This is a genomic window from Streptomyces sp. 17_S59 (genome assembly GCF_056930295.1).
Genome location: NZ_JBXOWD010000001.1, coordinates 5,802,275 through 5,824,711, shown reverse-complemented (window position 1 = coordinate 5,824,711; position 22,437 = coordinate 5,802,275). Strand labels below are relative to the sequence as shown.

The 22,437-nt window shown below is 73.0% G+C and carries 22 protein-coding genes; 8 read left to right on the top strand and 14 right to left on the bottom strand.

Features of this window, described 5'->3' with window-relative positions:
- Window positions 1-12 precede the first annotated feature (12 nt).
- The 9 genes from AC1Z4A_RS26525 to AC1Z4A_RS26485 all read right to left on the bottom strand — a co-directional run bounded on the left by AC1Z4A_RS26525 (window position 13) and on the right by AC1Z4A_RS26485 (window position 7,714).
- Window positions 13-582 (bottom strand): hypothetical protein, encoded by a 570-nt coding sequence (locus tag AC1Z4A_RS26525; RefSeq protein WP_483682385.1) that lies wholly within the window; start codon window positions 580-582, stop codon window positions 13-15.
- A 5-nt stretch (window positions 583-587) separates the two neighbouring features.
- Window positions 588-1,709 carry an ROK family glucokinase gene (locus AC1Z4A_RS26520; RefSeq protein WP_483682384.1) on the bottom strand — a complete coding sequence of 374 codons (1,122 nt, stop codon included), beginning with the start codon at window positions 1,707-1,709 and terminating at the stop codon, window positions 588-590.
- A 124-nt stretch (window positions 1,710-1,833) separates the two neighbouring features.
- A complete protein-coding gene (locus tag AC1Z4A_RS26515; protein ID WP_483682383.1) occupies window positions 1,834-2,685 on the bottom strand; it encodes an ATP-binding cassette domain-containing protein in 852 nt (283 codons plus the stop codon).
- Complete coding sequence (locus AC1Z4A_RS26510; protein WP_483682382.1) at window positions 2,682-3,731, bottom strand: ABC transporter permease; 1,050 nt, start codon at window positions 3,729-3,731, stop codon at window positions 2,682-2,684. Before AC1Z4A_RS26510 ends, AC1Z4A_RS26515 begins: the two co-directional genes overlap by 4 nt.
- Window positions 3,728-4,738 (bottom strand): sugar ABC transporter substrate-binding protein, encoded by a 1,011-nt coding sequence (locus AC1Z4A_RS26505; RefSeq protein ID WP_483682381.1) that lies wholly within the window; start codon window positions 4,736-4,738, stop codon window positions 3,728-3,730. Before AC1Z4A_RS26505 ends, AC1Z4A_RS26510 begins: the two co-directional genes overlap by 4 nt.
- Window positions 4,739-4,979: 241 nt before the next feature.
- Window positions 4,980-5,732, bottom strand: coding sequence for a GntR family transcriptional regulator (locus tag AC1Z4A_RS26500; protein ID WP_483682380.1), 753 nt, complete (start codon window positions 5,730-5,732; stop codon window positions 4,980-4,982).
- Window positions 5,733-5,879: 147 nt separating this feature from the next.
- Complete coding sequence (locus AC1Z4A_RS26495; protein ID WP_483682379.1) at window positions 5,880-6,515, bottom strand: bifunctional 4-hydroxy-2-oxoglutarate aldolase/2-dehydro-3-deoxy-phosphogluconate aldolase; 636 nt, start codon at window positions 6,513-6,515, stop codon at window positions 5,880-5,882.
- A gap of 114 nt (window positions 6,516-6,629) precedes the next feature.
- Complete coding sequence (locus AC1Z4A_RS26490) at window positions 6,630-7,202, bottom strand: TetR/AcrR family transcriptional regulator (RefSeq protein WP_483682378.1); 573 nt, start codon at window positions 7,200-7,202, stop codon at window positions 6,630-6,632.
- Window positions 7,203-7,303: 101 nt separating this feature from the next.
- On the bottom strand, window positions 7,304-7,714 hold the full coding sequence (locus AC1Z4A_RS26485) for a guanyl-specific ribonuclease (protein ID WP_483682377.1): 411 nt from the start codon (window positions 7,712-7,714) through the stop codon (window positions 7,304-7,306).
- Window positions 7,715-7,879: 165 nt separating this feature from the next.
- On the opposite strand from AC1Z4A_RS26485, the gene AC1Z4A_RS26480 reads away from it, so the two are divergent.
- Genes AC1Z4A_RS26480 through AC1Z4A_RS26470 form a run of 3 tightly spaced genes read left to right on the top strand, consistent with a single transcriptional unit; the run spans window position 7,880 to window position 9,386 of the window.
- The gene (locus AC1Z4A_RS26480) at window positions 7,880-8,527 is read left to right on the top strand and encodes a helix-turn-helix domain-containing protein (RefSeq protein ID WP_483682376.1); all 648 of its coding nucleotides are present in this window, start codon (window positions 7,880-7,882) and stop codon (window positions 8,525-8,527) included.
- Window positions 8,524-8,679: a DUF6126 family protein gene (locus AC1Z4A_RS26475; RefSeq protein ID WP_483682375.1), complete on the top strand. Its 156-nt coding sequence runs from the start codon at window positions 8,524-8,526 to the stop codon at window positions 8,677-8,679. The genes AC1Z4A_RS26480 and AC1Z4A_RS26475 overlap by 4 nt, the downstream gene beginning before the upstream one ends.
- A 26-nt stretch (window positions 8,680-8,705) precedes the next feature.
- Window positions 8,706-9,386 (top strand): thiaminase II/PqqC family protein, encoded by a 681-nt coding sequence (locus AC1Z4A_RS26470; protein WP_483682374.1) that lies wholly within the window; start codon window positions 8,706-8,708, stop codon window positions 9,384-9,386.
- Window positions 9,387-9,423: 37 nt separating this feature from the next.
- Here the strand turns inward: AC1Z4A_RS26470 and AC1Z4A_RS26465 are convergent, their stop codons facing one another.
- From AC1Z4A_RS26465 to allB, 3 genes are all read right to left on the bottom strand, one after another.
- The gene (locus AC1Z4A_RS26465) at window positions 9,424-12,141 is read right to left on the bottom strand and encodes an NACHT domain-containing protein (RefSeq protein WP_483682373.1); all 2,718 of its coding nucleotides are present in this window, start codon (window positions 12,139-12,141) and stop codon (window positions 9,424-9,426) included.
- A 149-nt stretch (window positions 12,142-12,290) separates the two neighbouring features.
- Window positions 12,291-13,472, bottom strand: a complete 1,182-nt coding sequence (alc, locus tag AC1Z4A_RS26460) for an allantoicase (RefSeq protein WP_483682372.1) — start codon at window positions 13,470-13,472, stop codon at window positions 12,291-12,293.
- On the bottom strand, window positions 13,469-14,803 hold the full coding sequence (gene allB, locus AC1Z4A_RS26455) for an allantoinase AllB (RefSeq protein WP_483682371.1): 1,335 nt from the start codon (window positions 14,801-14,803) through the stop codon (window positions 13,469-13,471). The genes alc and allB overlap by 4 nt, the downstream gene beginning before the upstream one ends.
- A gap of 282 nt (window positions 14,804-15,085) precedes the next feature.
- Here allB and AC1Z4A_RS26450 point away from each other — a divergent pair, with 282 nt between their 5' ends.
- A complete protein-coding gene (locus AC1Z4A_RS26450) occupies window positions 15,086-15,874 on the top strand; it encodes an IclR family transcriptional regulator (RefSeq protein ID WP_483682370.1) in 789 nt (262 codons plus the stop codon).
- Between the two features lie 57 nt (window positions 15,875-15,931).
- Here the strand turns inward: AC1Z4A_RS26450 and AC1Z4A_RS26445 are convergent, their stop codons facing one another.
- Window positions 15,932-16,327: a DUF5955 family protein gene (locus AC1Z4A_RS26445; RefSeq protein ID WP_483682369.1), complete on the bottom strand. Its 396-nt coding sequence runs from the start codon at window positions 16,325-16,327 to the stop codon at window positions 15,932-15,934.
- 156 nt (window positions 16,328-16,483) lie between these two features.
- Here AC1Z4A_RS26445 and AC1Z4A_RS26440 point away from each other — a divergent pair, with 156 nt between their 5' ends.
- The 4 genes from AC1Z4A_RS26440 (at window position 16,484) to AC1Z4A_RS26425 (ending at window position 20,917) form a co-directional block, all read left to right on the top strand.
- Window positions 16,484-17,113, top strand: coding sequence for a nucleotidyltransferase family protein (locus tag AC1Z4A_RS26440; protein ID WP_483682368.1), 630 nt, complete (start codon window positions 16,484-16,486; stop codon window positions 17,111-17,113).
- 159 nt (window positions 17,114-17,272) lie between these two features.
- Window positions 17,273-18,871: a malate synthase A gene (aceB, locus tag AC1Z4A_RS26435; protein ID WP_483682367.1), complete on the top strand. Its 1,599-nt coding sequence runs from the start codon at window positions 17,273-17,275 to the stop codon at window positions 18,869-18,871.
- A gap of 65 nt (window positions 18,872-18,936) precedes the next feature.
- The gene (locus AC1Z4A_RS26430; protein ID WP_483682366.1) at window positions 18,937-19,665 is read left to right on the top strand and encodes a siderophore-interacting protein; all 729 of its coding nucleotides are present in this window, start codon (window positions 18,937-18,939) and stop codon (window positions 19,663-19,665) included.
- A 181-nt stretch (window positions 19,666-19,846) separates the two neighbouring features.
- The gene (locus AC1Z4A_RS26425) at window positions 19,847-20,917 is read left to right on the top strand and encodes an ornithine cyclodeaminase family protein (protein WP_483682365.1); all 1,071 of its coding nucleotides are present in this window, start codon (window positions 19,847-19,849) and stop codon (window positions 20,915-20,917) included.
- A gap of 10 nt (window positions 20,918-20,927) precedes the next feature.
- On the opposite strand, the gene AC1Z4A_RS26420 is transcribed toward AC1Z4A_RS26425, so the two are convergent.
- Entirely contained in the window at window positions 20,928-22,433 is a 1,506-nt protein-coding gene (locus AC1Z4A_RS26420; RefSeq protein WP_483682364.1) for a YfcC family protein, read from the bottom strand.
- Window positions 22,434-22,437: the final 4 nt, after the last annotated feature.

Here is a 22,437-nt window from a genome sequence, read left to right as displayed (position 1 = left end):
TGGCGCCCGGGTTCAGGGGGTCGTCGTGGAGACCACGAAGACCCGGGGGAACTCGGGATCGTCCAGATTTGCCGTGATTTCCAGCGTGGGCCTGGGCTTGTCCTGCTCACGGACCGTGCCCGCCCAGTGGTGGCCGCTCCCGAACTTCCAGCCGACCACCGCGGCCTCGTCGTCGTCGACGGTGACGTCGCCGTCCTTGAGGGCGGAGGCGTTCGTGCCGACGTGCTCGAGCCACTTGTCGAACTTCGCCCGCGTCGTCGTGAACTGGAGGAAGAGGGAGCTGGACTTCCACGAGTTGGTCTCGTAGTGGGCGACGTCCGTGCCGTTCGACGGCACCGTCACCTCGTAGATCCGCCGCTGGAGCCGGGACGGCCAGCCCTCCTCCAGGCCGGCAGCCGCCGCCTCCTCCTGCTTGTTCTCGCTGCCGCCGCCGCGGCTCTGCATCGCGGAGATGTAGAGGTACCCGGCGGGAACGGCGATGAGCAGGAAGACGATGACGGGCTTCAGCCAGCGGCGGCGGGGGCGGCCGCCGCCCGCACCCGCGGGGGGCTCGGGGGCGGCCGTGCGCTCGGGATGCTCCATGGTGATCACCCGCGCCCCGCCTTGGCGTAGCGCTCGTAGCGCTCGACGCGGCGGCGGTTGGCGCGGCGGAAGCGGCGGGCGACCAGCCGCGCGAGGTCGGCGGCGCCGACCATGCCCGCCTCGGGGCCCAGCTGCGCCTTGACGATGCGGGCCTCCGGCCGGTAGCCGCGGCCGGTGAGGTGGCGGCGGAAGGCGTCCCGCGCCGGGCCGATCAGCAGGTCGTCGGCCGCGCTGACGCCGCCGCCGATGACGAAGCAGGACGGGTCGAGGGCGGCCGCCAGGTTGGCAATGCCCACGCCGAGCCACTGGCCGATGTCCTGGAGCAGCTCCACGCACATCGCGTCGCCCGAGCGGGCCAGCTCCGTGATGAGCGGGCCGGTGATCTCCTGGATGTTGCCGCCGACGCGGTCGATGAGCCCGTACGCCACCGGGGACTCGGCCGCGGCCAGCTCGCGGGCCTCGCGGACCAGGGCGTTGCCGGAGCTGTACTGCTCCCAGCAGCCGCGGTTGCCGCACGGGCAGCGGTGGCCGCCGGGCACGACCTGCATATGGCCGAACTCGCCCGCGACACCGAACTTGCCGCGCTTGACCTGGCCGTCCTCGAGGATCGCACCGCCGATGCCGGTGCCGAGGGTGATCATCACCAGGTGGTCCTCGCCCCGGCCGGCGCCGAAGCGCCACTCCGCCCAGGCGGCGGTGTTGGCGTCGTTGTCGACCATGACGGGGACGGCGAGGCGGCCGGCGAGCCGGTCGCGCAGGGGCTCGTTGCGCCAGGAGAGGTGGGGGGCGAAGAGGACCCGGTTGCGGTCGGCGTCCACCCAGCCCGCGGCGCCGATGCCCACCGCGTGGACGTCGTGGCGGTCGGACAGGTCCAGGACCAGCTCGACGATGGTGTCCTCGACGACCTTGGGGCTCTTGGACTTGTCCGGGGTCTCGGTGCGGACCTTCTCCAGGATGTTGCCGTCGGCGTCGACCACACCGGCCATCACCTTGGTGCCGCCGATGTCGATGCCGACGGTGGGGACGCGGGGCGCGGTGAGATGCGAGCGCCGCTCGCGCGTGCCGACCGTGCGGAGCACGGTCGCTCTGGCGGTACCCCGGTGTACGCGCTCGCGGTACATGCTCATCGCGGTCGTTGCCCCTGCGGTGGTCTAGTGAGGCCAGGGCCTCGCGGATACGGACGTGCCCGATTGTGCCTCACCAGCGCCTTCCCCCGCACAACGCCGGTGCCGGGCACCCGCTACGGCAAGCTCACCCCTCGACGGAGTCGACCCGCTTCCCCCCGATCACATCGGGCCCCGGCGCCCGCTCCAGCTCATGGCTGAGCTGATCGAGCTCCGACCCGCCCGCCATCTGCCGCGTCAGCTCCTCCAGCGCAATCTCCCGCTTCGCATGGCTCCCCGCCATCGCCCCCCGCTTGAGCAGCACGAACCGGTCCCCCACCAGATACGCGTGGTGCGGGTTGTGCGTGATCAACACCACGCCCAGCCCCGCGTCCCGCGCCGCGGCGACGTACTTCAGCACGACGCCCGACTGCTTGACGCCGAGCGCCGCCGTCGGCTCGTCCAGGACCAGGACCTTCGCCCCGAAGTACACCGCCCGCGCGATGGCCACGCACTGGCGCTCGCCGCCGGAGAGCGTGCCGATCGGCTGGTCGACGTCGCGCAGGTCGATGCCCATGCGCAGCAGCTCCGCACGCGTCGTCTCGCGCATCTTCTGCACGTCGAGGCGCTTGAAGGGGCCCGCGCCCTTCGTGGGCTCCGAGCCCAGGAAGAAGTTCCGCCAGACCGGCATCAGGGAGACGACCGCCAGGTCCTGGTAGACCGTGGCGATGCCCCGGCCGAGGGCCTCGCGGGGGGAGGCGAGCCTCGCCTCCTCGCCCTCGATCTCGAAGGTGCCCGCGTCGTGCTGGTGCAGGCCCGCGATGATCTTGATGAGGGTCGACTTGCCGGCGCCGTTGTCGCCCAGCACGCAGGTGATCTCGCCCGCGTGCACCTCCAGGGAGACGCCCTCGAGCGCGCGGATGCTGCCGTAGAACTTGCTCACGTCGGTGAGCTTGACGAGAGCACTCTTGTCGTCGGCACTCATGTCGTCAGCACTCATTTCGTCGCCTCCGCGCGCTTGCGGACCCATGCGTTCAGCAGGGTCGCCACGAGCAGCATCGCCCCGAGGAAGAACTTGAACCAGTCCGGGTTCCACTGCGCGTACACGATGCCCTTGCTGGTCATGCCGAAGATGAAGGCGCCGACGGCCGAGCCGATGGCCGAGCCGTAGCCGCCGGTCATCAGGCAGCCGCCGATGACGGCCGCGATGATGTAGAGGAATTCGTTGCCCACGCCCTCGCCGGACTGGACCACGTCGTACGACATCAGCAGGTGCTGGCCGGAGATCCAGGCGCTGAAGGCGACGGCCATATAGAGGCCGATCTTGGTCTTGTTGACCGGGACGCCCACCGCACGGGCCGCGTCGGCGCCGCCGCCCACGGCGAAGACCCAGTTGCCCACGCGGGTGCGCAGGAGGATCCACGTGGCCAGGGCCACCAGGCCCAGCCACCACAGGATCGTCACCTGGAGGTCCACGCCGCCGATCGTCAGGTGCGAGGCGAAGAGCGCGCGCGCCGAGTCGAAGCCCTCCATGTCACCGATGGTCTTGGTGGAGACCGTGCCGCTGATGAGCTTGGTGAAGCCCAGGTTGAGGCCGGTGAGCATGAGGAAGGTGCCCAGCGTGATGATGAAGCTCGGCAGCTTGGTGCGGGTCAGCATGAAGCCGTTGAAGAAGCCGATGGCCAGGGTGACGAGGAGGGAGACCCCGACGCCCACCCAGACGTTCGCCGTCATCTGGTAGCTGAACATCGACGAGACGAGCGCCGAGGACGTCACCATCACGCCCGCGGACAGGTCGAACTCGCCGCCGATCATCAGCAGCGCCACCGGCACCGCCATGATCCCGATCGTCGAGGACGCGTACAGCACCGTCGAGAGGCTGGAGGCCCTGAGGAAGCTGTCGGCCACGAAGGAGAAGAAGACGAAGACGGCCGCCGCGCCCACGACCGCGCCCAGCTCGGGGCGGCCGATCAGGCGGCGCAGCACGCTGCGGTGCAGCAGCCGCTCGTCGGCCGGCGCGGTCGCCGGGGTGCTCGCTGTACTCATCGGGTGCCCCGCTTCGTGTACTCGGCGAGGAGCTTGGCGTCGTCCTTGGTGACGATCTGCGGACCGGTCAGGACCGGTCGGCCGCCGCCGAGCATGTCGCGGTTGTAGCGGTGGAGCCAGAGGAGGTCGACCGCCTCGTAGCCCTGGAGGTACGGGTCCTGGTCGACGGCGAAGCCGAGGGAGCCGTCCTGGAGGGCGGTGGCGACCTTGGCGTTGAGGTCGAAGGTGTCCACCTCGGCCTTGCTGCCGGCCTGCTGGGCGGCCTTCACGGCGGTGGGGGCGAAGGGGGCGCCCAGGGTGACGACTGCGTCGACGTCCTTGTCGGACTGGAGCTTCGCCTCGATGGACGACTGCACGCTGGGCATGTTGGTGCCCTCGACGTAGAGGTTCTCCACGTCGCCCTTGAACGCCTTCTTCACGCCCTCGCAGCGCTGCTCGTGGCCGACGTTCCCCTGCTCGTGCAGGACGCAGACGGCCTTCTTCCTGCCGCGCTGGTTGAGCTGCTCGCCCACCGCCTCGCCGGCGACGACCTCGTCCTGGCCGATGTGGGTGAGTGCGCCGAATTCCTTCGACTTGTCCGAGCCGGAGTTCACGGTGATCACCGGGATGCCGGCCTTCTCCGCCCTGGCCACGACGTCCTTCATGGCATCGGGCTTGGCGAGGGTGACGATCAGGCCGTCGACCTTCTGGTCGATCATGGCCTGGACGTTCTGGGCCTGCTTGTTGCCCTCGACGTCGTGGGCGTACAGGAATTTGATGTTGTCCTTGGCGGCCGCCTGCTTGGCGCCGCTCTGCACGATGTCCCAGAATGTGTCGCCATCGCCCGAGTGGGTGACCATCGCGAAGGTCCACCGGGGGGTGTCGACCGCGGCCCGCCCCTGGGCGGCCTTGGCGGCCCGCTCCTCGGCACGCTTGCCGCCCGTGCTGCTGCACCCCGCCAGTGTGGCGCCGAGTACCGCTGCCAGCACGGCGCTCACCGCGCGTACGCCTGTCCGAACCCTTGCCACGAGGACTTGCCCTTCCCACTGTCTGTCACGGTGTGGCCGGACCCCGATCACGCGGGCCCAACCGCCCAAGTATCCGTCACCATCCGTCACCGCTGTCGGCCGGGGCTTGGACGGCGGGGTGCGGGCTTCCTTCTTGTGGGTGGAGTTGTAGTGGCGGACGCCACACTGCGTCAAGGGTTTGTCAGAACATTCTTACGACCTGACATGGCGCCCGGGACGGCCTCGGGCGCCGGGACACGCCCTAGGAACGGGCCAGGAGCTGGAAGTCGAACGCGTAGCGCGAGGCCCGGTAGAGGTGGGAGCCGAACTCCACCGCGCGGCCGGTGTCGTCGAAGGTCGTGCGCTCCATCGTCAGCAGCGGGGCGCCCTCCGGCTCGGCCAGCAGCTCGCCCTCCGCGGCGGTGGCGGCGCGGGCGCCGATGGTCTGCCGGGCGCTGTGCAGGGTGATGCCTGCCATCCGCATCAGCCGGTAGAGGCCGGTGCGCTCCAGCGTGTCCTCGCCCTCCAGGTCGAGCAGGCCGACGGGGAGGTGGTTGCGCAGGTGCGCCACGGGCTCGCCGTGGGCCAGGCGCAGCCGCTCGACGAACACCACGTCGGCGCCCTCGGCGACCCCGAGGGCCGCCGCCACCCGGGCGGTGGCGGGCTCGACGACCTGCCGCAGCACCCGGGTGGCCGGCTTCTGGCCGGCCGCCTCCAGGTCGTCGTAGAGGCTGCTCAGCTCCAGGGGGCGCCTGACCTGGCTGTGCACGACCTGGGTGCCCACGCCCCGGCGGCGCACCAGCAGGCCCTTGTCCACGAGCGTCTGGATGGCCTGCCGGACGGTGGGCCGGGACAGCCCCAGCCGCCCGGCCAGCTCGATCTCGTTGCCCAGGAGGCTCCCGGGGGCGAGCCGGCCCCGTTCGATGGCGGCCTCCAGCTGCTGGGACAGCTGGAAGTAGAGCGGGACCGGGCTGCTGCGGTCGAGGGTGAATCGGAGGGGTTCGTGCTTCGCCACGGAGGGAGCGTAGCCGCAGGACCTGATGACGGGAAGTCCTGAGGTCAGGTTGTCCGGACATGCGGTCCGGCTCCCGCGCCGGACGTGTTCCCGGCTCCCGGCGGGCCCGGTCCCGGCTCCCCCGGCGGGCCCGCCGCCGGCCGCGCGTCAGCCCTCCCGGTGCCCGGCGTCCTCCAGCCGGCCGAGCAGCTCGGCGACGCGCTTGGCGACCGAGTCCCGGTCCCCCTCGGCGAGTTCGTCGCCCAGGCCGCAGGCCACGGCCCCCGCCGCGATCCACTCGGGGGCGCCGTCGACGGATATCCCGCCGCTGGGCACGAGCGCCGCCTGCGGCAGCTCGGACCGCAGCTCCCCGACCCACCCGGGCCCGCGGTCCCCGGCCTGGAGCAGCTTGAGCGCATCGGCGCCCAGCTCCAGGGCCCGGACGACCTCGGCCGGGGTGGCCACGCCGGGGAAGACCGGAACGCCGTAGCGGTGACCCGTGCGGATGACGGAGGCGTCCAGACCGGGCGAGGCCAGGAAACCCGCGCCCGCGTCGACGGCCATGCGGGCGGAGGGCGCGTCCAGCACGGCCCCGACGCCGATGACCGCCTCGTCGCCGACCTCGCGGACCAGAGTGGTCACCGCCTCCAGGGCGAAGGGCGTGGTGAGGGATATCTCCAGTGCGGTGATCCCCGCGGAGAGCAGGCTGCCCGCCGCCACGGTGGCCCGGTCGTAGCTGTCGCCGCGGACCAGGGCCAGGACTCGTTGGGCCAGCGCGGCTTGGGTGATCTCCCAGCGGTACACGGCAGTTCGCCGCCCTTCTCACGGTGCGTAGGTGGTGTCGTGACTCCCCGGAGGCCGTTCCACCGAAACGTTAGCGGGCGGCACCGACAATGGCGGCGGACTAGCGGACACCCCCTACCGGATGCCCCGAGCCCCTGCCTCCAGGAGGGCGAGCACTCCGTCGACCGCCTGCGCGAACGGCTCCGTCGAGTCGGCGGCGCGGGCGAGCACATAGCCGCCCTGGAGCACCGCCACGACGGTGGACGCCGTGGCCACCGGGTCGAGCGCGGCGGTGAGTTCGCCCCGGTCGCGGCCCTCGGCGAGCACGGCAGCGAGCCGGGTGCGCAGCCAGTCGAAGGTCTCGTCGACCGGCCGGCGCAGCACCGGATCGGCCATGACGTCGGGGTCCTGGGTGAGCCGGCCGATCGGGCAGCCCCTGAGCACGTCCCGCTCGCGGCGCAGATAGGCGGAGATCCGCTCCAGGGCCGTGCCCGGGCCCGTGAACTGCCGCTCGGCCGCGGCCCGCAGCTCCTCGGCGGTCCGCTCGATGGCGGCGAGGGCGAGGGCGGGCTTGCCGGAGAAGTGGTGGTACATGCTCCCCTGGCCGGCCCCGGCCCGCTGCTGGATGGCCTTGGGGCTGGTGCCCACGTAGCCGCGCTCCCACAGGAGTTCGCGGGTGCTCTCGACGAGTCGTTCGGGGGTGCTCATGCAACGAGTGTACGTACGGGTAGGTACACGGGACGCGGAGAGCCCCGCCGCCCGGGAGGGCGGTGCGGGGCTCGGTCGTGCGGGTGCCTCCGGCGGGCGCGTCAGCAGCCGAAGTCGACCCGGTTGAAGGTCGCGTAGTGGTCGCCGGTGTAGTAGTCCTCGTGGTCCCCCTGGCCGGTGATGATGCGCCGGGTGCCGCGGGTCGGGGCGCCGGGGGTGATGACCGTGTACTCGTGGTAGTAGCCGCTGGCGTGCTTCGGCAGCGCACCCTCGCGGTTGGAGAAGACGATGCCGTCCCGCGGGTACGGGAAGGGGCCTCCGGCGTCGATGAGGCCGATGGTGTCGTGGGCCTGCGACGGCAGGTCGGAGTAGCAGACGTCGCCGACGGACTGCACCGCGAAGGAGCGGTGGGCAGCGGGGGCGGTGGCGGCGACGGCCGGGGTGCCGGCGAGGAGCGTGGCGCCCAGGGCGGCGAGAACACCGAGGCGCGCAAGACGATGGGGGGTTGTCATGCACCCAGCATTGCGCGGCAGGTCCATGTCATGTCAATGGTCAACTTTTGATGTTTCCCTGACGTTTACCAAGATCACAAACGGAATCGCACGCTCACCACCAGGGCTTTTACCTCTCAGGCAAAACTTTTGCCCCAGAGGCACGCACGGGTCTATACCGGAACCATGAACGCGCAGCCGCCCGTACCGCCCGCTCCCGCCGGGGCCGAGGGAGACGAACTGCCCGCCGTGGCCCCCCAGCTGCGCGCCCTGCGCAGGCGCAGCGGGCTCACCCTGGAGGCCGCAGCGGCCCGGGTCGGGCTGTCGCCCGCCCACCTCTCCCGGCTGGAGACCGGCCGGCGGACCCCGTCGCTGCCGGTGCTGCTGGCCCTGGCGCGCACCTACGGCACGACCGTATCCGACCTGCTGGGCGAGGTGCCCGAGTGGCGCGACCCGATCGTGCGGGCCGACCGCATGGAGGCGCAGGAGGCGGGCGGATGGACGTACTGGCGGGCCGGCGGGCCCGGGCGGGCCATGCAGGCCTTGCGGCTGCACGTGCCCAGGGGCCGGGGCAGCCAGGAGGAGCTGGTGCGCGTGCACCCGGGCGAGGAGTGGCTGTACGTGACCGGCGGGCGGCTCAGGCTGGCCCTCGGCGACACGGTCCACCTCCTGGAGCCCGGGGACGCAGCCCACTTCGACTCCCTCACCCCGCACCGCATCGCGGCCGAGTCGCGCGGCGGAGTGGACCTGCTGTTCATGCACACGCTGGTGCAGAGCGGCGCGGCCGAGCTGTGCCTGGGCGGCGCCGAACCGACCCGGAGGGGAATGCCGTGAGCGACAACGCGAACACTGTGAAGGACATGGACATGGACGAGGAGGACCGCGCCCCCATGGGCATGACGGTCCGGGTCTTCATCTACCTCGTCGCCGTCCACTTCATCGCCGCCTTCTTCTTTCTCATCTTCTACCTCGCCGGGGCGAAGTAGCCGCCGCCCGTCGATACGCTGGAAGCATGGCTCGCACAGACCGGGAAGTCCTCGACGACGCGGTTCGGCAGCTGGCGCCCCCCGCCGGGGCGAACCGCCTCGTCCCGCTGATCGCGACCGGCACGGCCGCGCGCTCGGTCGTCGCCGCGTTCGCGCTGGAGCAGCACCACATCGTCTCCGGCGACCGGCGCAGCTTCCTCCATCTGGCCGAGCGGGCCGCGACCCGGCAGCAGCCCGAAGTGGCCGCCTTCTTCGCCCACCTGGAATCGGGCGAGAGCGTGGCCCTGGACCGGCTCGCCGGCCTGACCGCCGCCTGCGGCCTGACCGGGGAGCAGATGCGGGCGTACGAGCCGAGCGCCGGCTGCCAGGCGTACCCGGCCTATGCGGCCTGGCTGGCGCTGGGCGCCGAGCCGGTCGACGTGGTGGTGGCCCTCGCCGCCAACTTCTCGGCCTGGGGCGGCTACTGCGCCGCCATGGGCCGGGGCCTGCGCGAGCACTACGGCTTCGACGACGAGGGCTGCGGCTTCTTCGACTTCTTCGCCGCCCCCGACCCCGAGGGCAGCCGCCTGTCGTCGGCGGCGGTGGCCGCCGGGCTGGCGGGCGGGCTGCTCACGGAGCGGCTGGCGCACCGGTACGGACGGCTGCTCCAGGACTACGAGTTGATGTTCTGGGACACGCTGGCGTACCTGGCCTTGCGGCCGGAGTGAGGCATCCCCTCCCCGCGCCGCCCACCCGGCCGGACGCTCACCTTCCGGGCGGGTCGAACTCCCTTTCCCACTGGGCGAAGTCGTCCGTCCGACCGTTCCGGATCTGCTGCCCGGCGACCGGCCCGGGCGCGGCGGCCGCGCCGGCCGACGGCGTCCAGCGCTCCGCGGCGAAGTGCTGCAGAGCCTCCTCGACCGGGCCGGGCAGGGCCTGCCGGGGCCCGACGTCGCAGACGAGGTGCCAGGTCTCCCGGCCCCTGGGGGACCGGAGGGCGCGGGGCGCATCGGGGTGCAGACGGACGTGGATGCCGTAGGTGCCGGTCTCCACGCCCCTCCTCCGCGACCGGCGGACGGCGGCCTCCTCCACGTGCGACCAGTCGGCGCGGACCTCCCGCTTCGAGGACGTGACGCAGCGGATCCCCAGCGGTGAGACCCGCAGGTCCACCGTGCGGCGCGGCATGATCCACCACAGGGCGGAGCCGATCCCGCCGATGCCGAGGAACAGGGCGGCCGGCATCCAGAGATGGGGCAGCCCGGCGGCCCCCTGGCGCAGTGCGACGCTCAGCGTGTAGAGGGCCGCGGGCGGCAGGGAGAGCTTCAGGGGCGCGAGGTTGGTCGTACGCACCCGCAGCCGGAACGCGAAGCCCCCGTCGGACGTGGCGGTGATCCCGTCCTCCGGCAGCAGCAGCGGATCGGGAGCGGCCGGGGCGCCCCTCCGGGCACCCCGCGCGGAGCCGGCCGCCAGCCGCTCCTGGAGCCAGGCGTTCCGGAACTGGTAGGTGCCGCCGACCTGGCGCAGGATGCCCTGGTGGTGGGCGTCCCGGAGGAAGCGCATCAGCGCCCAGGGGGCCTGGCCGGTCACGGCCATGGTCGTCCTGGCCAGCGTCCAGCGGCTCCACGGGCTGACGACGACCAGCATCCCCGCCGCCGCGATCCAGGCCACCACCCCGGTCGACCAGGCGGATGCACTGCTCCACGCCGAGTAGTGCGCCACGCCCACGCCCAGCCCGATCAGCGGGCTGATGATGCACAAGGAGCGGGCGAGGGCGACGTGTTCGGCACGCAGCAGGGCGCGCGGAGTGGAGGCGTTCTCGTCGGCGTCGGACGGCGCGGTGAAGACCACGGCGAGCAGCAGCGCGACCGCCACGCACCCGGCGGACACGTACGACAGTCCCGGCTCGGAGGCGGGGAGCGCCGCCAGGCCGCCCGTGAGGAGGAGGGCCATCAGCGTCGCGGACATCGCCCGCCGCCGGGTCGTGTAGCGCAGCGCGGAACGGAACGCCGCGACCGGCCGCAGCAGGCTCGCCGCCCGCCGGGGCTCGCCGAGACGGTGGTCGGCGTACCAGGTCCGGATCATCATCTGCGCCAGCAGCCCGGCCACCACGCCGGTGAGCAGTGCCGTGGTGGTCTGCAGCGGGCCCAGGTCCAGCACCGGCCGGGCGCCGCCGCGCGCGACCTCGCGGGTCCGCTCCCCCAGCGTGCGGGCCAGCGCGGACAGCGCCACCCCGAGCAGGGCAAGGACGGGCAGGGCGGCGGCGAGGGGCACCGGGGCCCGGTGCAGCCGCCACCACGCGAGTTCGGTGGTCTCCTGCCGCTGGAGGTGCCGGGCGAGCGCGCCCAGGTACCGCCGCGCCCGGACGGGCGACCAGCGGCGCGGGGGATCCAGGCGGTCGTGCGAGGGAACCTCCCCGGTGAACACCGAGGGGACGAACCGGTCGAGCAGGTGGTCCTCCACCGAGCGCCGCGACGGGAAGCGGAACCGGTCGGCCAGCTCAGCGGGATCCGACCACGGGCGCGCGTAGACCGTGCGGGCCAGCGAGAGCATGAGGGGGGTCGAGAGTGCGGCCGTCACCGCGCCGCCCCGCTCCTCGGCCATCGCCGCGAACAGCGGCTGCCAGCGCGGCAGGGAGTCCGGGGCGGCGCTCCGGGTGAGATAGGAGACGGCGTCGGCCGCGGTGACCGGCCGCGCCTCCATGACCGCCGCGTTGCCCAGCACGACGTCCGGGGGCAGGGCGTCGAACTCGGCCGTGCGCGAGGTGAGGATCAGAGGTCTCTCGTACAGGGCGCGGTTGAGGGCCCGGACCGCGGCCGTGCGGCGGACGCCCGGTATCTCGTCGAGGCCGTCGAGCACGGGGAGCAGGACGGACCCGCTGGCGCTCCACAGCTCGCGGGCGGGGTGGCGGCCTCCGATGCGGGGCAGGCCGGGGTAGTCCTCGGCCAGCCGGCGGGTGAACCATGCCCCGAACTCCTCGCGGTCCGGGTCCCAGGACGTCAGCGAGAGGAGCACCGGCACCGGGAGCCTCCCGGCGGCCGCGCCGCCGGGGCGCCCGGCCAGCCGGCGCTTCAGCAGTTCCAGGGTCAGCAGGACGGCGAGCGTGGTCTTGCCCGAACCGGCGGCTCCCAGGAGGGCGAGCCTCCGCCTGGGCAGCCCGAGGAAGGCGGTGAGCAGGTCCCCGAGCTGGTCGCCCCGGCCCCGCACATGCCCGCCGACGTTCTCCGGGTGGTCGGCCCGCCGCGCCCGGGGAGCCCAGCGGACCGCCATCGCGGCCCGGTCGCCGCCGACGTCCCAGACCTTGGCCTCCTCCCGCCACTGCCGGTAGACCGCCTCGGCCAGCGCGTGCGCCGACTTCTCCAGCGGTGCGGCCGACGGCGGCGCATGGAAGTGGATCTCGCCGTAGTTGTCGCGGAACTGGACGACGATGTCCGCCTCGCCGTCGAAGAAGTTGTATACGTCGCCGCCCGGCTGACCGTCGGCCATGACTGCCACCTCGAGTGAGTCGGTTGCTTGACACCGGCTCATCACAGCTGGGGTGTCGAGCTATGCCGCCAACTCTACAACTCGCTCACCTGCCCGATAAGTTGATCGGAGACGACGGACGGAACAAACACTGCGGCAGACACACCGGGTCAGGCGAGGGCAGCGCCCCATCGCCCCTCCAGCCCCAGCGTCCCCTCCTTCGTCAGCGAGCCGTGGACGCGCAGGCGGGCGACGCCCCCGTCCGGATGGATGTCGATCCGCACGTGGGTGGCGACGACGGAGTCCCCCAGCACGAACCGGTGCACCGCGTCCGGCTGGAGCCGGGTGCGCGGCAGCACCTCCGTCCACCCGGCCGCGCGGTCCGCGGGGTCCCCGCCCGCGGTGGCGTCGAGGACGGACAGCGCCGCCCAGCCCGCCGCATTGCCCTTGTAGCAGCCGGTGTCGATCTCGACGGCCCGCAGCGCCGCCTGCCCGGCGAGCCGGTAGCGCACCCAGTCGTGGCCGCGGTCGCGGCGCCGCCGGGTCTCCCAGCCCCCGTCCATCCGCTGCGAGCGGCCCGGGAGGATGCTGTTGAGCGCCGAGGAGTAGAAGCCGTCGGACGTGTCCTCGACGAGGCCGCCGTTCTCCAGGGCGGCCAGGTCGAAGGTGCCCAGGGCCGCGAGCCAGGCGGGGTCGGGCACGGCCTCGCCGTGGACGCGCAGCCGGGCGATGCCGCCGTCGGGGTACTGGCGGAGCCGCAGGTGGGTGAAGGGCTGCCCGGCGGCCACGGCAAAGCCGTTGGCGGCGTGGCCGCCGACGGGGGTGCGGGGGACGAGGGCGGTCCACTGCACGTCGTCGGCGAGCAGTTCCCCGGGGGACGGCGTGCCGGGCAGCGCGGTGCCCTCGATGCCGACCGCCTGGGGGTGGTTGCCGCGGAAGTGGGCGGTGTCGACGACGACGCCCCGGACGACGCCGGGCACGCCGAGCCGCACGATCGCCCAGTCGTGCTCCTCGTCCGAGGGGTGCGGGGCGCCGGCGGAGGCACCGCGCCGGCGGCGGGTCTCCCAGCCGTCCATGACCTTGCCCTTGGGCCCGAAGTGGTCGGGGTCGAAGCGGGCGGGCCCGGGCCGGAGGAGGTTCTCGCGCTCGGCGAAGAACTCGTCGTTGGCGGCGAGCACGGCGGCGCCGAGCCGTCTGTCGGCGAGATCGGGCAGGTGGGCGAAGGGGAAGTCGGCGGTGCGGTAGTCGGCGTAGGGGTCGCCGCCCCGGTACGGGCCCGCCCCGCCCGTGAAACGTATACAGCCAGAGGTGTCGGATATGCCGCCTGTGCTGCTTATGCCGCTTGTGCTCATGCACGCTCCAGGAGTCGTCCGGTGGGCCCGGTCAGGGGGACGCCGTGGTCGGCGATCTTGCGGCCGCGCAGCCAGGTGGCCCGTACGACGCCCCGGAGGGTCCGGCCCGCGTAGGCGGTGACGGGGTTGCGGTGGTGGAGCGCGGCGGGGTCGACGGTGAAGGCCGTGTCGGGGGCGAGGACGGCGAAGTCCGCGTCGCGGCCCGGCTCGACGGCGCCCTTTTGTGCGAGGCCGGCGAGGGCGGCGGGGGCGGTGGCCATCCAGCGGGCCACGTCGTCGAGGGTGTGCCCGCGCCGCCGGGCCTCGGTCCAGACGACGGGGAGGCCGAGCTGGAGCGAGGAGATGCCGCCCCAGGCCCGGTCGAAGTCGGGGACCTTGAGGTCGGTGGTGCAGGGCGAGTGGTCGGAGACCACGCAGTCGACGGTCCCGTCGGCCAGCCCTGCCCACAGCGCGTCCCGGTTGGCGGCCTCGCGGATGGGCGGGCAGCACTTGAACTCGGTGGCCCCGTCCGGGACTTCCTCGGCGGTGAGGGCGAGGAAGTGCGGGCAGGTCTCCGCGGTGAGGGGCAGCCCGGCGGCCTTGGCCGCGGCGATCGCGGGCAGCGCCCCGGCGGCGGACAGGTGCAGGACGTGCACGCGGGTGCCCAGCCGCCGGGCCACGTCGGCGAGCGCGGCGACGGCGTCCTCCTCGGCGGCGGGCGGGCGGGAGGCGAGGAAGTCGGCGTAGCGCGGCCCGCGCCGCTGCGGGGCGGCGGCCAGCCGCTGCGGGGCCTCGGCGTGCACGATCAGGAGCCCGCCGAAGCCGGCGATCCCGGCGGCCGCGGCCTCCAGGTCGTCCGGGCCGAGCGGCGGGAACTCGTCCACACCGGACGGCGACAGGAAGGACTTGAAGCCCAGCACCCCGGCGTCGTGCAGCGGCCGCAGGTGCGCCGCGTTCCCCGGCAGCGCGCCGCCCCAGAAGCCGACGTCCACATGGGCCCGGGTGCGCGCCACGGCCTGCTTGGTGCGCAGGGCGGCGACGGTGGTGGTGGGCGGGAGGCTGTTGAGCGGCATGTCGACGAGGGTGGTGACGCCACCCGCGGCGGCGGCCCGGGTGGCGGTGCGGAAGCCCTCCCACTCGGTGCGGCCGGGGTCGTTCACGTGCACATGGGTGTCGACGAGCCCGGGCAGCAGCGCGTCGTCGCCCAGGTCCTCGGCGAGGACCCCGGTCGGCGGCCCGGCGTCGTACGGCAGGACGGCCGTGATGCGTCCGCCGGCGACGGCCACGGATGCGGGCCGGGTGCCCTCGGGAGTCACGACCCGGGTCGAGCGCAGGAGCAGTTCCACTTCCACTGTGCGGGCCCTTCTCGACGGCCTGGATGCAGCGTGGTGAAGCGTTCGGACGTTCTGCGGCTTTTGTGTAGTGCTTCTGCAGTGCTTCTGCAGTGCTTCTGCAGTGCTTCTGCAGCCTTCTTCAACGTTCTGTTGAACCGCGCAGGCCGCAGTCTTCAGGCGCACCCCACGCCGGTCAAGACCCTTTCACGCACCGGAAGCCCGTTTTCACGCAACAGAAACCCGCATGTGGTCCCGGTGGTGGCCGGTAGGCTGCTCCCACCCCCACCCCGAAGGAGCGCCGTGCCCCCGTCCGCCGAGCCCCGATCCGCCACGACCAGCGGCGGCGTCCAGTCCCTCGAGCGAGCATTCGACCTGCTCGAGCGGATGGCCGACGCCGGAGGCGAGGTAGGGCTGAGCGAGCTGGCCGCGAGCAGCGGACTGCCGCTGCCCACCATCCACCGGCTGATGCGCACGCTGGTGGCCTGCGGATACGTACGGCAGCAGCCCAACCGGCGGTATGCGCTCGGTCCGCGGCTCATCCGCCTCGGCGAAAGCTCCGCCCGGCTGCTCGGCACCTGGGCCCGCCCCCATCTGGCACGGCTGGTGGAGGAGACCGGCGAGACCGCCAACATGGCGCTGCTCGACGGCGACGAGGTCGTCTACGTCGCACAGGTGCCCTCGCGGCACTCGATGCGGATGTTCACGGAGGTGGGCCGGCGCGTGCTGCCGCACTCCACGGGCGTCGGCAAGGCGTTGCTGGCGCAGAGCCCGGACGACGAGGTCCGCGCGCTGCTGGCGCGTACGGGCATGCCGGCCGCGACGGACAAGACCATCACCACGCCCGACGCCTTCCTGGCGGAACTCGTCCGGGTGCGCGAGACGGGCTTCGCCATGGACGACAACGAGCAGGAGATCGGCGTCCGCTGCCTCGCGGTGCCGGTGCCCGACTCCCCCACCGCGGCAGCCATCTCCGTCTCGGGCCCGGCGGGGCGGGTCACGGAGACCGCCACCGAGCGGATCGTCCCGCTGCTGCGGGAGGTCGCCGCGGAACTGTCGGCGGCGCTCGCCGACACGACGGCGACGGCTTGACGGCCTGACGCTCCGGCGCGCCGCGGGCGCGGTGCCGCCGCGACCCCGGGCGCCCCGTCAGTCGCCCTGGGTGCCCTCTCGGGGACCCGGCAGCCCGGCCTCGCCGGGCGCACTCTGCGGAGTGGTGCCCTCCGGCGGCTCGCCGAAGCGGTCGACCGCGGCGCGGACTTCGCCGAGGGCCGGCGCCAGGGCGCTGACCGAGCCCACGGCACCGGCCACGAGGAGGAGGGCGCGACGCAGCCGGGAGACGTCCGGGGCGCCGGTGCGCACCATGGCGTCCAGCGCGGCCAGTTCGTCCTCGGCGGCGTCCCTGTCGGGTAAGACGGCGGGGTGCCCTGCCAGCGCTTTGCGCAGCCGGGACACCGCGGTGCTCAGATCGTCCACCCTCGGGTCCGGCCCTTCGCCGAACCGGCCCGCTCGCTCCTCTTCCACCACAACGGCGCCTTCCGCCACGTCTCTCCCCCTCCCGCGCGCTCGCGCGCGGATCAGTTAACGCCACTTCGTGTGCGACGCGCCACACGCACAGCGAAATTCAGGCCGCGTGTTCACGTACGAGTGACGAACTGACGTTCTGCGTACAGGCGGTCAGACATGCGCTATGCAGGGACCATGGCACGGACGACGGACACGAGTGCGAGCCGGCAGCCCGTCGCCGGGCTGCTGCTGGCGGCGGGTGGCGGGCGGCGGCTGGGCGGGCACCCGAAGGCGCTGCTGCCGTTCCGGGGCGGGCTGCTGGTGGAGCACGCGGTGCGGGTGCTGCGCGAGGGCGGCTGCGGGCCGGTGCGCGTGGTGCTGGGGGCAGGGGCGGCGGAGGTGCGGGCGCGGACCGGCCTGCCGCCGGAGGTCCTAGTGGACAACGCCGAGTGGGCGACGGGCATGGGCTCCTCGCTGCGGGCCGGACTGGCGTCGCTGGCGGCCTCGGCGGATGCGGCCGCCGCATCGGCGGTCCTGGTGACGCTGGTCGACCAGCCGCGCGTCGGCGCGGCCGCGGTCGCGCGGGTCCTGGCCGCGCACCGGGCCGGGGCGGGGCTGGTGGCGGCGGCGTACGGGGGCGAGCGCGGCCACCCCGTGCTGTTCGCCCGCGAGCACTGGGAGGGCGTGGCCCGGACGGCCGCCGGGGACCGCGGGGCGCGGGCCTATCTCGCTCAACATGCCTCCGCCCTGAGCCTCGTGGAGTGCTCGGACGTGGCGGCGCCGGACGACGTGGACACCCCGGACGACCTCGCCCTGCTGGACTGAGGCACGCGGTGTCTCAAGAACTCCCCCGGCAGCACCACACCATTGAACTTCCACGATGAGGAAACTATTCTCCATTCGTCCGCACGGCACTGCGTGCCGTGATGGTCACGCCCGCTTCTCCTGCCGAACCTGCCGAACCCGCCGAAGGAGAGTCAACCCATGTCCGCACCGCACCAGATGGCAACGGTGACCGCAGGAACCCCGCACGTGGCACGGCAGGAGGAAGTGCTGACCGACGCCGCGCTCTCCTTCGTCGCCGCACTGCACCGCCGGTTCACCCCGCGCCGCGACGAGCTGCTCGCCCGCCGCGCCGAGCGCCGCGCCGCGATCGCCCGTACCGGCACGCTGGACTTCCTGCCGGAGACCGCGCACATCCGCGAGGACCCCGGCTGGCGCGTCGCCCCCGCCCCCGCCGCGCTCGACGACCGCCGCGTGGAGATCACGGGCCCCGCCGACGACCGCAAGATGACGATCAACGCCCTCAACTCCGGTGCCCGCGTGTGGCTCGCCGACTTCGAGGACGCGTCGTCGCCGACGTGGGAGAACGTCATCCGCGGCCAGCTGAACCTGACCGACGCCTTCGAGGGCCGCATCGACTTCACCACCCCCGAGGGCAAGGCGTACGCGCTGAAGCCCGCCGGAGAGCTGGCGACGGTCGTGGCCCGGCCGCGCGGCTGGCACCTGGACGAGCACCACCTGACCGTCGACGGCCGCCCCGTCCCCGGCGCCCTGGTCGACTTCGGCCTCTACTTCTTCCGCAACGCCCGGCGGCTGCTGGACCTCGGCAAGGGCCCGTACTTCTACCTGCCGAAGACCGAGTCGCACCTCGAAGCCCGGCTGTGGAACGACGTGTTCGTCTTCGCCCAGGACGAGCTGGGCATCCCCCGCGGCACCATCCGCGCCACCGTCCTCATCGAGACCATCACGGCCGCGTACGAGATGGAGGAGATCCTCCACGAGCTGCGCGAGCACGCCTCGGGGCTCAACGCGGGACGCTGGGACTACCTCTTCTCCATCATCAAGAACTTCCGTGACGGCGGCGAGAAGTTCGTCCTTCCGGACCGCAACGCGGTCACCATGACCGCACCGTTCATGCGCGCCTACACCGAACTGCTCGTGCGCACCTGCCACAAGCGGGGGGCGCACGCCATCGGCGGCATGGCGGCCTTCATCCCGTCCCGCCGGGACCCCGAGGTCAACAGGGTCGCGCTGGAGAAGGTCCGGGCCGACAAGGACCGCGAGGCGGCCGACGGCTTCGACGGCTCCTGGGTCGCCCACCCCGACCTCGTACCCGTCGCCCGCGCCTCCTTCGACTCGGTCCTCGGCGACCGCCCGAACCAGAAGGACCGGCTGCGCGAGGACGTCCGGGTGACGGCAGACCAGCTGATCGCCCTGGACACGCTGGAGGCCAGGCCGACCTCCGCGGGCCTGCGCAACGCCGTCCAGGTCGGCATCCGCTACATCGAGGCGTGGCTGCGCGGGATCGGGGCCGTGGCCATCTTCAACCTCATGGAGGATGCGGCGACGGCGGAGATCTCGCGCAGCCAGATCTGGCAGTGGGTGAACGCGGGCGTGGTCCTGGACGGCGGCGAGAAGGTCACGGCGGAGCTGGTGCGCGAGGTCGCGGCGGCGGAGCTGGCGGCGGTGCGGGGCGAACCGGGCCTGTGGCAGGAGGCCCACGACCTGCTGCTGAAGGTGGCCCTGGACGAGGAGTACGTGGACTTCCTGACGGTGCCGGGGTACGGGTTGCTCGGCTAGGCCGGAGCCCGGACACCCTGGAACCGCAACAAGCCGAACCACGGGAAGGCAGCACCTACGTGAAAATGCCCTGGGACCGCCTGGTCCTCGACCGCCTGCTGGTGCGCGCCCGCATCGCCGCCGTCGACGACATCACCAGCACGATGCGCGGCCTGCGCCTGGAGGACCCGCAACTGCGCGGCCTCTCCTGGCGGCCGGGCCAGCACGTGCGCGTCTTCTTCGCCCCGCCCAGCACGGTCGTGGGCGCCGTGACGGCGGAGTCGCGGGAGTACTCGGTCTGGTCCTACGACCCGCAGGGCACCCTGGAGCTGCGGATCTACCTCCACGGCAATCACGGCCCCGGCGAGACGTGGGCGTCGAACGCCCAGGTCGGCCAGGAGGTGACGCTCTCCAAACCGGACGGGCACCTGGTGGCCGACCCCGGCGCCCCGTACCACCTGTTCGCGGGCGACGAGACCGGCTCGGTGGCCCTCGGCGCGATCATGGGTGCCCTTCCGCCGACGGCACGGGTCATGGGCGCGTTCGACGTCGAGGGCCCGCACAGCACCCCGCCGCTGCCCCGCGCCGAGGACGTCACCTGGGTGCACCGGGGCGACGGTTCCGCAGCCGCCTCGACCCGGCTGGTGGAGGCGATACGGGCGCTGGACCTGCCGGACCAACCAGGCACGGCCTACGTCGCCGGCGAGTCCCGCACCTGCCAGCTGGTGCGCACCCACCTCGTGCGCGACCGCGGCTGGCCCCGGCGCGCGGTACGCGCCAACGGCTTCTGGACACCGGGCCGCGCGGGCCACTGAGCGCTCCGCTGGAAGTGCCGTGCCGGGTCGTCGATCGACCGCGGCGCCGTCGTGGCCGGTCGCGCAGTTCCCCACGCCCCTTCGGGGCGCTGCCGAACCGCAGTGAACTTCGCCCGACCTGCTGAGAGCGGGTCATCAGCACAGCTCACCAGGCAGTGCCCGACCGAGGAGGTCTCGTCCCGTGGACTTCGAGCGCTACCCCGACAGCACGTTTCGCTACCTGACCCGGGCGGAGGTCGTCCAGGCCGCCCGGGGCGTGGACATCGTCGGCGCCGTGGCCGAGGCGCTGGTCCTGCACGGCGAGGGCAGGTCGGTCCTGCCGGAAGAGGCATACCTGGGCTGGACCACACCGGGCGGGGACGCCGCTCGGTGTCTGGCCATGCCGGGGGCGCTCACCGGGGGCGCCCGGCCGGTGGTCGGGCTGAAGACGATCAATGCAAGCCTCGGCAATCCCGATCGCGGCATCCCGCGGTCCCAGGGATTCACACTGCTGCTGGACCCGGACACGGCACGCCCCGTCGCCCTCATGGAGGCCGCCTACATCAGCGCGATGCGCACCGCCGCCGTCACCGCGCTCGCGGCGCGGCACCTCGCCGCCCCGGAGCCGCGGACCCTGGCGCTGCTCGGCTGCGGCACCCTGGCCCGGGCCCATGCGGCGCTGCTCCTCGACAGCGTGCCCACGCTCCGCGAGGTCGTCGCGTACGACGTCACGCCGGAGCGTGCGCAGAAGCTGCTGGAGTTCGTCGCCGGGCTCCCCGGCGGGGAGCGTGTCACCGTGCGGGCCGCGGGCGGGCCGCGGGAGTGCGTGGCCGGCGCCGATCTCGTCGTTCCCGTCACCACCGTCACCGAGGGATACATCGAGCCCGACTGGATCGAGCCCGGCGCGCTGGTCGCCCACGTCTCCCTCGACGACCTCACCGAGCAGGCCGTGCTGGCGGCCGGCCTCCTCGTCGTGGACGACTGGAGTCTGGTGCGCGACGACCCGCGGCGGCTGCTCGGCCGTATGCACCGTGCGGGGACCCTGCTCGGCCCCGGCGGCGAGCCCTGGCCGGGAGCGGCCCCGCAGCCGCACGCCCGCAGGGTCGACGCCTCGCTGGGCGACATCGTGACGGGGCGTCACCCCGGGCGGCGCGGCGACCACGACGTCGTCGTCAGCAATCCCTTCGGCATGGCGATCCTCGACGTGGCCGTGGCCGACCGGGTCCGCGCAGAGGCCGAGGCCCGGGGCATCGGCAGCCTGTTGAGCCTCTGACACCGGCCCTCTACGTCATCGCCGCGCCCAGCGCCACGAACCCGCAGATCAGCACCGCCAGGATCAGCAGCAGCGGCCAGATGAAGCGCAGATACCTGTCGTATCCGACCTTCGCCAGGGAGACGCCGCCGACCACCACCGCGGTGGTCGGCACCCACAGGTTCATCCAGCCGCTGGCCGCCTGCCAGGCCGTGACCACCACCGCGCGCGAGACGCCCGCGAACTCCGCCAGCGGTGCGAGGATCGGCATCGCCAGGGTCGCGTGCCCGGAGGTGGAGGGGATCAGGAAGGCCAGCGGCAGGTTGACCACGTAGACCAGGACCCCGAAGGTCACCGCCGGGGTGCCGGAGACCACTCCTTCCATGGAGTGGAGCACGCTGTCGATGATCTTCGCATTCGTCATGATCACGGTGACACCGCGAGCCAGGACGATCACCAGGGCCGGTGCGATGAAGTCGGCCGCACCCTGGACGACCGCCGCGCTCAGCCGCTGCTCCCCCAGCCGGGCGACGATGCCGACCAGCAGGGACGCGGCAATGAAGAGGGCCGACAACTCGGCGAAGGACCAGTCGAGTTCCCAGCCGTACGGGGTCGCGTCTGCCTTCCCGGTGAGGGCGCTCGACCAGGGGATCACCGAGAAGATCATGAAGGCGAAGACGAGGGTCACCAGTACCAGGACGGCCTTCTGGAGCCCCGTCAGCTCGGGCGGCTCGGCGGCCTTCTCCTCCAGTTCGTGGTCGCCCTCCAGGAAGCCGGTGAGCGAGCGCCGCGGGTCGGTGCGCACCCGGTGCGCGTACCGGAGGACGTAGCCGATGGTGACGGCCGTCAGGACCAGCCACATCGCGAAGCGCAGCGCAATGCCGTCGCCCAGCGAGACGCCGGCCGCCGAGGAGGCCACTCCGGTGGCGAACGGGTTGACGGTGGAGGCGAGCACTCCGACGCCCGCGCCCAGGATGATCGTGCCGGTGGCGACCATCCGGTCGTAGCCCAGCGCCAGCATCAGGGGCACCAGCAGCCCGTAGAAGCCCAGCGTCTCCTCGGCGAAGCCCTCCACCGTGCCGAGGAGGGAGAAGACCGTCATGATGCCGGCGATCAGCAGGGCCCCGCGGGCCCGCAGCCGGTGGGCGAGGCGTTCGATGCCGCGGTCCAGCGCTCCCGTGGCGAAGACGACCGTGATGAACGCGCCGATCGCGAGGACGAAGAGGAAGACGGCGGCGCTGCCGTAGAGGGCGCCCGTCGCGTCCGGGGCGATATCGCCGGTCTTGGCGTCCCGGATGCCGTACAGGCCGTTGACGGGCGCCAGATACAGCTCGCCGAGCCGGTGCAGGAAGCCGCCGGGCGCCGCCTCGCGGTGGAACGTGCCCTGGAGGGGGCTGCCGTCGGGGCCGCGCCGGTAGGTGCCGGTCGGGATGACGAAGGTGAGGGCCCAGACGAGCACCGTCACGGCCGCCAGCACGGTCAGCGCGCTGGGGAAGACGAACCCCCGCTTCTTCTCCTCCTGCGGTTGCTCCTCCACGGCG

Bases quoted from the DNA above. Each gene is read 5' to 3' on its own strand.
- AC1Z4A_RS26525 (WP_483682385.1), bottom strand. From the start codon at position 582: ATGGAGCATCCCGAGCGCACGGCCGCCCCCGAGCCCCCCGCGGGTGCG.
- AC1Z4A_RS26520 (WP_483682384.1), bottom strand. From the start codon at position 1,709: ATGAGCATGTACCGCGAGCGCGTACACCGGGGTACCGCCAGAGCGACC.
- AC1Z4A_RS26515 (WP_483682383.1), bottom strand. From the start codon at position 2,685: ATGAGTGCTGACGACATGAGTGCCGACGACAAGAGTGCTCTCGTCAAG.
- AC1Z4A_RS26510 (WP_483682382.1), bottom strand. From the start codon at position 3,731: ATGAGTACAGCGAGCACCCCGGCGACCGCGCCGGCCGACGAGCGGCTG.
- AC1Z4A_RS26490 (WP_483682378.1), bottom strand. From the start codon at position 7,202: ATGAGCACCCCCGAACGACTCGTCGAGAGCACCCGCGAACTCCTGTGG.
- AC1Z4A_RS26485 (WP_483682377.1), bottom strand. From the start codon at position 7,714: ATGACAACCCCCCATCGTCTTGCGCGCCTCGGTGTTCTCGCCGCCCTG.
- AC1Z4A_RS26480 (WP_483682376.1), top strand. From the start codon at position 7,880: ATGAACGCGCAGCCGCCCGTACCGCCCGCTCCCGCCGGGGCCGAGGGA.
- AC1Z4A_RS26470 (WP_483682374.1), top strand. From the start codon at position 8,706: ATGGCTCGCACAGACCGGGAAGTCCTCGACGACGCGGTTCGGCAGCTG.
- AC1Z4A_RS26465 (WP_483682373.1), bottom strand. From the start codon at position 12,141: ATGGCCGACGGTCAGCCGGGCGGCGACGTATACAACTTCTTCGACGGC.
- alc (WP_483682372.1), bottom strand. From the start codon at position 13,472: ATGAGCACAAGCGGCATAAGCAGCACAGGCGGCATATCCGACACCTCT.
- AC1Z4A_RS26440 (WP_483682368.1), top strand. From the start codon at position 16,484: ATGGCACGGACGACGGACACGAGTGCGAGCCGGCAGCCCGTCGCCGGG.
- aceB (WP_483682367.1), top strand. From the start codon at position 17,273: ATGTCCGCACCGCACCAGATGGCAACGGTGACCGCAGGAACCCCGCAC.
- AC1Z4A_RS26430 (WP_483682366.1), top strand. From the start codon at position 18,937: ATGCCCTGGGACCGCCTGGTCCTCGACCGCCTGCTGGTGCGCGCCCGC.